1 protein-coding gene is annotated in these 397 nt (G+C 64.2%); it reads left to right on the top strand.

The window, feature by feature from the left end; translation table 11 throughout:
* Positions 1-299: nitroreductase (locus EOA60_RS37200; RefSeq protein ID WP_206628495.1), on the top strand; the 299-nt coding region annotated here is incomplete at its 5' end.
* Between the last annotated feature and the right edge of the window lie 98 nt (positions 300-397).

Below are 397 nucleotides of genomic sequence, written 5' to 3'. Positions count from 1 at the left end.
TCGACGCGCCGGTCGGCCTGATCTTCACGGTCGACCGGCGGCTGAACAAGGGCTCGTGGATCGACTACGGCATGTTTCTGCAGAACATCATGGTCGCGGCACGGGGCAGGGGCCTGCATACCTGTCCGCAGGCGGCTTTCGCGCCCTATCACCGGCAGATCCGCCCGGTGCTCGACATACCAGACGAGGAGATCGTGGTCTGCGGCATGGCGCTTGGTTATGAGGACACGTCCAAGCCCGAGAACGAATTCCGCACCGACCGCGCGCCGCTCGAAGACTGGGTGACGTTCGCGACATAGCTCTCCGGCGCGGATCGCAGCCCGATGTGCTAATCCGTGCCGATATGCCCGCCATGGCCGCTGACATGGGCACCGTCCTGCGGGTTGAGCCTGAAATA

Source organism: Mesorhizobium sp. M1A.F.Ca.IN.020.06.1.1 (assembly GCF_004023265.1).
In the GTDB taxonomy this organism is placed as follows: domain Bacteria; phylum Pseudomonadota; class Alphaproteobacteria; order Rhizobiales; family Rhizobiaceae; genus Mesorhizobium.
The sequence above is the reverse complement of the archived record's forward strand: the minus strand, read 5'-3'. Positions and strand labels throughout refer to the sequence as shown.